Annotated in this window: 8 protein-coding genes and 2 pseudogenes; 8 read left to right on the top strand and 2 right to left on the bottom strand. The window is 62.4% G+C overall.

Features of this window, described 5'->3' with window-relative positions; genetic code table 11:
• Positions 1–219 (top strand): annotated as a pseudogene (locus tag NKI96_RS32325) (transposase); the annotation flags it as partial.
• A gap of 182 nt (positions 220–401) precedes the next feature.
• On the opposite strand, the gene NKI96_RS32320 reads toward NKI96_RS32325, so the two are convergent.
• Both NKI96_RS32320 and hemN read right to left on the bottom strand, forming a co-directional pair.
• Positions 402–608 (bottom strand): isopentenyl transferase family protein, encoded by a 207-nt coding sequence (locus NKI96_RS32320; RefSeq protein WP_280800265.1) that lies wholly within the window; start codon positions 606–608, stop codon positions 402–404.
• A 165-nt stretch (positions 609–773) separates the two neighbouring features.
• Positions 774–2,204, bottom strand: a complete 1,431-nt coding sequence (gene hemN / locus NKI96_RS32315) for an oxygen-independent coproporphyrinogen III oxidase (RefSeq protein ID WP_023756575.1) — start codon at positions 2,202–2,204, stop codon at positions 774–776.
• A gap of 353 nt (positions 2,205–2,557) precedes the next feature.
• Here hemN and NKI96_RS32310 point away from each other — a divergent pair, with 353 nt between their 5' ends.
• From NKI96_RS32310 to NKI96_RS32280, 7 genes and pseudogenes are all read left to right on the top strand, one after another.
• Positions 2,558–3,061: a hypothetical protein gene (locus NKI96_RS32310; protein ID WP_156951538.1), complete on the top strand. Its 504-nt coding sequence runs from the start codon at positions 2,558–2,560 to the stop codon at positions 3,059–3,061.
• Positions 3,058–3,516, top strand: coding sequence for a hypothetical protein (locus NKI96_RS32305; RefSeq protein ID WP_156933853.1), 459 nt, complete (start codon positions 3,058–3,060; stop codon positions 3,514–3,516). Before NKI96_RS32310 ends, NKI96_RS32305 begins: the two co-directional genes overlap by 4 nt.
• Positions 3,517–3,557: 41 nt before the next feature.
• Entirely contained in the window at positions 3,558–3,836 is a 279-nt protein-coding gene (locus NKI96_RS32300; RefSeq protein WP_352807783.1) for a hypothetical protein, read from the top strand.
• Between the two features lie 393 nt (positions 3,837–4,229).
• Positions 4,230–4,946 (top strand): hypothetical protein, encoded by a 717-nt coding sequence (locus tag NKI96_RS32295; protein ID WP_156951539.1) that lies wholly within the window; start codon positions 4,230–4,232, stop codon positions 4,944–4,946.
• 50 nt (positions 4,947–4,996) lie between these two features.
• The gene (locus tag NKI96_RS32290) at positions 4,997–5,221 is read left to right on the top strand and encodes a hypothetical protein (protein ID WP_023703296.1); all 225 of its coding nucleotides are present in this window, start codon (positions 4,997–4,999) and stop codon (positions 5,219–5,221) included.
• Positions 5,222–5,492: 271 nt separating this feature from the next.
• A complete protein-coding gene (locus tag NKI96_RS32285; RefSeq protein WP_156933855.1) occupies positions 5,493–6,107 on the top strand; it encodes a hypothetical protein in 615 nt (204 codons plus the stop codon).
• A gap of 165 nt (positions 6,108–6,272) precedes the next feature.
• Positions 6,273–6,419: pseudogene (locus NKI96_RS32280) on the top strand (transposase); the annotation flags it as partial.

The raw sequence follows: 6,419 nt of genomic DNA, 5'->3' as shown, positions 1-6,419 counted from the left end.
ACAAGCATCTCAAATCCACCAACATGCTGGAGCGGCTCAACGAGGAAATCCGCCGGCGCACCTATGTCGTGCGCATCTTCCCCAACACCGAAAGCTGCCTGCGCCTGGTCAGGGCCTTGGCCGTCGAGACCAAATGAAAACTGGATGGAGGCCAACCGATACATCAACATGGACGACCTGCGCGAGCACAAGAAGCTCACTCTGCGCCAAGCCGCATGACCAGCATATGGCCGCCCCATTTTGCAGGACTTGACGCACACAACCCGCTTTGCTCTCTCTACAAAGGCATCGGAGTTGCCGAGCCGCAACCGCCTTACATGCCACTGAAAGCGCCAGCCCGATGCTGACTCGCGCCATGTGAATTAAGAAGGGAGATCGAGCCGGCTTCGAGTGAGCCCAGGCTAAGATCTAAGCTCACCCACGTGCATGATCAGCTTACGACGGGCAGTCACGGCGTGGATGTGCCCGCGGTCAGGAGGCGTATCCAAGTAAACCCGCTGGGTAGATTGCAGTTCGGGATCCGAGGCACGCCCGCTGCCCGTAGCGATTTGAGGACAGCATTGTACACGATCCAACGCAATGACCGGCCGTCCGGCCTCTCGTGCAATTTAAATTGAAACGTCTGTCTTGCCGCTGCAGGTCGGCCCGTAAATCAAATGGATTAGCATGTGTTTACCGCTTAGAAGCCCTTGTTTTCGAACTAACTGCCGACAACAAACTGGATAGGCTGTTCTCGTGGTTCGGTCCAGTTCACCAACGCCTATGTCGACATTTTAGGGCGCTTCACTACTAACGGGCACCGCACGATGGCAGCTCGTTCTCTCCGGCAAAGATACTCCCTGTGTTAGCTTCCGTGTTGTGTGCTTGCCCTCACCTGCGGGATACGGAAGGCCATCCCTAAAAGCATCGAATGCGGCAGCGACAGCGCGAATCCCAAAGCGATGCTCCCGCCGTACGCGGACAAAACCGTTTTCGAAGTCCACTATTCCGACCTTGGCCAGCATCGCCAAACGCTCATCTGAACCGCGAAGACGGATCAAATCAGATCCGTGGGCGACACAGATTGCCGGCACGTCAGCCTCGAAATCGCACATTAATCGCTCGATGATTGCGGCTCGCAGGCGGTCGTCGTCTGTGAGGCGATGGCCCTTCGATGTCGCCAGTCGGCCAGCTGCGATGTGCCGGATGTAGAAATCCCGTGTAACTTCGTTTTGAACGTACCCCTGGCCAAAGCGGCCGATAGCCGACGCGCCGAAACCGATCAGGGTTCTGCAGGTATCGGCAGAGTAGCCCAACGAGTTACGTCGCAGGCGACCTGTTTCCTGTGCCAGCACGAGCTCGTCGTGCGGCAAGGCGAAATGGTCGAGCCCGATCTCTCGGTAGCCGGCGGCAACCAGCGTCACGGCGGCAGCCGCATGCTGTTCAGCGCGGGCAGCGCTGTGGGGAAGAAATTCCGCCTCGATGAGGCGCTGGTTCTTTATTTGGGATGGGATATGCGAGTAGCCGAACAAGGCAAGCCGGTCGGGGCGCATGGCGACCGCCGCCCTCGCCGTCTCGACGCACGACTCCACCGTTTGACGCGGCAGGCCGTAGATGAGGTCGAAGTTGATCCGGTTTACTCCATGCCGGCGCAGCATTTCCACGGCAGCCGACGTCTGGGCCTCGCTCTGGATTCGGTTGATCGCTTTTTGAACAATGGGATCGAAGCTCTGTACGCCCAGGCTCGCGCGGTTCACGCCGGCCGCTCCCAAGCCTTCCGCCATCTCGGGCGTGAGCGTGCGTGGATCGATCTCGATGGCGACCGTAGCTGTTTTCGAGATGGCGAAGCGGCATCGCAGGAACTCCATCAGAGCGAGGAACTCGGCTGGTCCGATGAGAGACGGCGTTCCGCCGCCGAAATGTATGTCGCTCACGGGCAGCGTCTTCGGCACTCGCTCACAAACCAGACGGATCTCGTCACGCAGCGCCGCCAGATAGTTGAGGATGGGCGCATCATGGCGGGTGATGGTGGTTGGGAAGCCGCAATACCAGCAGGCTGATCGGCAGAACGGAACGTGCAGATAGAGTGACACCGGATCCTCAGCCGGCAGGTTCCTGAGCCATGCCTCATAAGCCTCGGCGCCGACCGCCCCGGAGAACTCCGACACAGCCGGATAGATAGTGTACCAAGGCAGCCGGGCCTCTCGAAATTTCGTGGTCTGCAAAGGCACAATCCCATACTGATAACAACCAACCCTACCCACCGCGCCCGCCTGGGTCCTTGCGCTATGTCAGTCCGTTCCGTTGGGCTCGAATCTAGATCTTTTTTAGCAATGGGCCACAGGCGCCGCTGCCCATCACTTCGCGCTACGGCACCCTGAACGACGTTTACGAGGCCCCGGACGCCGATGACTGGGAATCGACCAACTACGCCAATCTCGTCGGCTCGCCGGATGCGTCGACGCTGCGAGCGTCCGGCCGGCTCCGGGCCCTCAAGCGGCTCTTCGCGCCGACGCCGGGGGGCAAGGACCTCCTTGACCAGGGCGCCAGCGTCGATTTGGTGTTGCCGGTGGCAAGCGTGACGGATCCGCTCTTCAATCGGATCCTGGGGGGACTGGCGCCCCTCAAAACCGGTGGCGCGGAACGAGCCCCGATCTGCATCTTGAAAGGCGCGTTTACCAGCCGATGGAGCGCCTCGACCGATCGCGTGCTCGACCGCTTTGAAGTCGCCTACACGCCCTCCCCGTATAATGCACCTGCAAACCGGCCCGTGCTCGCACAGCTGAGTGACTTCAACCAGCTGAAGCTTGCGCCGGCGAGCGACGATCCCGAAGTCATCGCCCGCGCGCCCAAACTGAGCCGTTCCGGACGTGTCGTGACCTTCCTCACTTATCCCGATGCGGCGGTGCCGATGCCTTCCGCGGGCCACCTGCCCGCCACGGCGCCTTGGCTGGTCGCAGCGCCTCCTCCGAGCGGGCGGTTCTTTGGCTATTTCCTGTCGCATTCTTCACACAGGACGCCCGCGGCGAGGAGCGCGACGCCGAGACGGAGCGGCTGGCGAGCGAAACGCTGCGCTTCATGAATTACCTGACCCCGCAATTGGCTTGGACGCTCGACGGATACCTGCAACATCAATACACGCAGCGCTACCCGTTGACGGCCCCGACGGTGATGTTGCCGCTTGCAACCGATATCCAAACCCCTGCCACAGCTGCGCTGCGGGACGACCATGGCAGCGAACTGCCGCTGATGGGCTGGCGGTTCTATCTCTCGCCTGCGCACTTCGAACTTGGTTTCTTGCGGCAATACCTCAAGAAGGCTCTGGCGCCGGCTGACAATGGCGAGGCAAGGCCAACCGCGCTCCGCTCCATTTATGAGCCGCTGGCGGACCTGATTCTGGCCGTGGACCGCGGCAGCGCCGAACTGGTGTTGCAGCGCTGGGCCTATGAGGCCGATGCCCGCGCGGGGGCGTGCCGTCGCAGAGCGGCGCCCTCACCGCAAACGTGGCAAAGGTTGGAACACACAAGCGCGCGCTAAAAGCGTCTGATTCACCTAATGAATTCAAGATCCTTCGGGACTTGCTGCGCCAGCCGCTCGACAAGTTCCAAGCCGCCGTCAAGGTCTTCGCCTCTGGCGTGAAAGACGACTGGCTGACGATCACGATACCGTGCCCGGCTGGATGGAGCGGACTGGGCTCCGCAAGCCCTGTCACTGACGGCAGCGACGTGCTGCGCCTCGGCCTTCGCCTGGAGCCCCCGAGCGATGCGGTGGTGCCGGCGGGCATTGCCGACCCAATGCGGCCGCAGGCCACGCCTGGATTTGGCCTTGCAGTCGACAAGAACGAGGTCGCCATCTAACCGGAACTGCAAGGCGACACCTTTGCCGATCTGCATGACGGGGCGGCCACAGAGCTGGGCAAATATGTCTCGGCCAGCATGAAGACCTCACTGCGCGAACGCCTCGACTGGCTGCGTGCGATCCGGGCCGCGCCCGCGCTGCGCTCGCCGCTCCGACTCGCCCGCCGACGCCTTTGGCCTGCGCAACACCGTGCGGGCTCTCCTGCCCGACGTGGCCGCACGCATGGCCGCGCTGGTGACCTATGTGCACAATGACGACCCAGCTTCGGGTACCGACGCGCTGTTCGAACACGTCAAGGACCTTTCGGCAGAGCTGGCCGGCCATCTTTCGATGACGCTGAAGAGCCTGCTCATCATACCCCGGGGCTCTTCGCCACGACCAAGGGCTTCGGAGTGGCGATCTTCGAACCCGATTCCTGTACCCAACGGCTCTACTCCTTGCAATTGCGTAAGCAGATCCATCCCGCACCCGCGCCAGGCGAGACCGCTAGCGACCCGTCGCGCTTTGATGTCGACCGTTTCCTCTTTCCTCTGTTCCACAACGCTGTGGCGGGGCGTTACGTTGTCGATATACTCGACGACGCCCGATATGATGACGAGTTCGAGATCGATGGGAGCGTTTTTGACCCGCCGCGGCCGCTGTGGACACGCGGCGGACCTGGCGTTGTGCTTGGGTCGGGCGGCGCGAAACTGCGCCAGCGCGGCGATGCCCAAGCGCGCAGCGGCGAGGACGTCATCGAGCAGCATAATCGCTTCGACGATGGCCTCGCCCCGGCCCGCCAGATCGAAGCCGATGTCGTGCATTGGAACCCGAACTGGACCGAACCGGTCGCCCCGAACACCCGGCGCTTCTACCTGCTGCCCTCGCGACGTCGGCCCGCGACGCCAGTGAAGCAGAAGCCCAGCGCCGACAGCGGACCGCCTCGCGCGCCGCTGCCGGTGAATCTGACAACGCCCATGCGGCCCCTGAACGATCAGCTGGCCGACCTCCTGAAAGGTCGTCTCGATGATAAGAAGATGGTGGCCTTCGGCTCGGGCGGCACAGGGCTAAGAGCGAAGCGCCGCAATCCAACCCTGACAGGGCTGATCCAGCCGACAGCAATGGGCTAGCCGCGCCCGGCTGGTGGCATCTCGAGAGCTATGCCTCCGAGCACTATTTCGTGCTGGAGGGTGACGAGGAGTCCTCGGGCTCCGAAGGCCCATTCCACAATGACCGCATCCGCATCGAGGTCGAGATTGGCGACAGCCCGTTCGTGGACGAGGATGCCGTCGCGCCAAAGACATACGCCGTCGAGGGTGAACTCGGCGACTGTTCGCATACCAGCGTCTGCGGGTCGCAAACCAAGCGGCGTGATCCCGAAGCCCGCCAAGATCTCGCGTGCTAACCTTGAGAAGCAGCTCCGCGACTGGCTGGCCCCAACGACTGCCGACGATGGGCTCCTGGTCCCGGCGCCGCCGGTCGTGGACTCCGGCAAGCGAGCATCGCAGAAGGGTAACAGCACGACTGTCGTGGCCGGCTTCACGCCCCAGCAAATCGGATGCCGCGCAGCGGCTCGAGAATCAATGGCCGCAAGGGATTGGCGCGGTGCTGGCCGCCGAAATCATGGATCTCGATGCCGATCCAAAGCCGCAGGATCGCTTGTGCTGAGGGTGGTTGTGCTGGACGAACCCTGGCGCTACGCGCGCGTGCGGGTCCGGATCGAGCGCAACAAGGCGGACGTCAACGACGACAAGCTGCCCGACATCAACCCGCTGTTCCAGATGATCGGGGAATTCTCCAGCTGGAGCAGTCATGGGCGCGAGCCGATGCTCCTTGATTTGCGCGACAGCGAGGGACTGGGCTTGCCAGCCGAGGCAGTTCAATTGGCTGCGAAGCTGACGCTTGGCGAGTTCCTCAAGAAAGATATGACTACTCCCCTCGACTACGGCGATCAGGTTGGGACAGCGGTTGACGCCCAATTCACCGCATCGGGTTTCGGGCGGCTTCCTCTGTGGAACCCCGATCGTGTTCGACTGGGGCAGTACGCGGTCTCTGGCATGGTGATCCAACTGCGAGCGGACCTTCATCCGCGCTACGCAAGGGCCGAGCTGAACGATCAGATTGAGGAGCGCATCGAGGAGATCCCGCGCGTACATTTGGCGCCCATGCCGTCCGACCCGACTATGCCAAGGCGTGACTTCGCGCCACTTCTCAAGGGCTTCACGCACACTGACGTGCCCTCGGCCATCATGCGGTGCGTATCAATTGGACCAACGCCGCCGGCGAGCTAATGGTGAGTTGCACGTGGCCAGTGCGATTCCAATCATGAAACGCAACGAGAGGCGCAGCCGAGCGATCTTGATTTTTGCTGATGCCATCGCACTAGGGTGCTCGATGCGACTCGAACGCGGCCTCGCCTTCGAAGCGCGGCTGTTCAGCGCCCTGCCCTCCTCGCGGCGCAGCGGGCATTGGTGGCGACGCTGGCGGAGGTATGTGCAGGGCGTGTCGACCCGCAAGATGAAGGCGATCACGGAAGAACTGTGCGGCCATGCCTTCTCGGCCTCGTCGATCTCGGCCATCAACAAGCGGCTGGACGAGAGCCT

Origin of the sequence: Mesorhizobium sp. M0292, from assembly GCF_040321695.1 — a bacterium.
Classification (GTDB): Bacteria; Pseudomonadota; Alphaproteobacteria; order Rhizobiales; family Rhizobiaceae; genus Mesorhizobium.
This window is presented reverse-complemented; position numbering and strand designations above follow the sequence as displayed.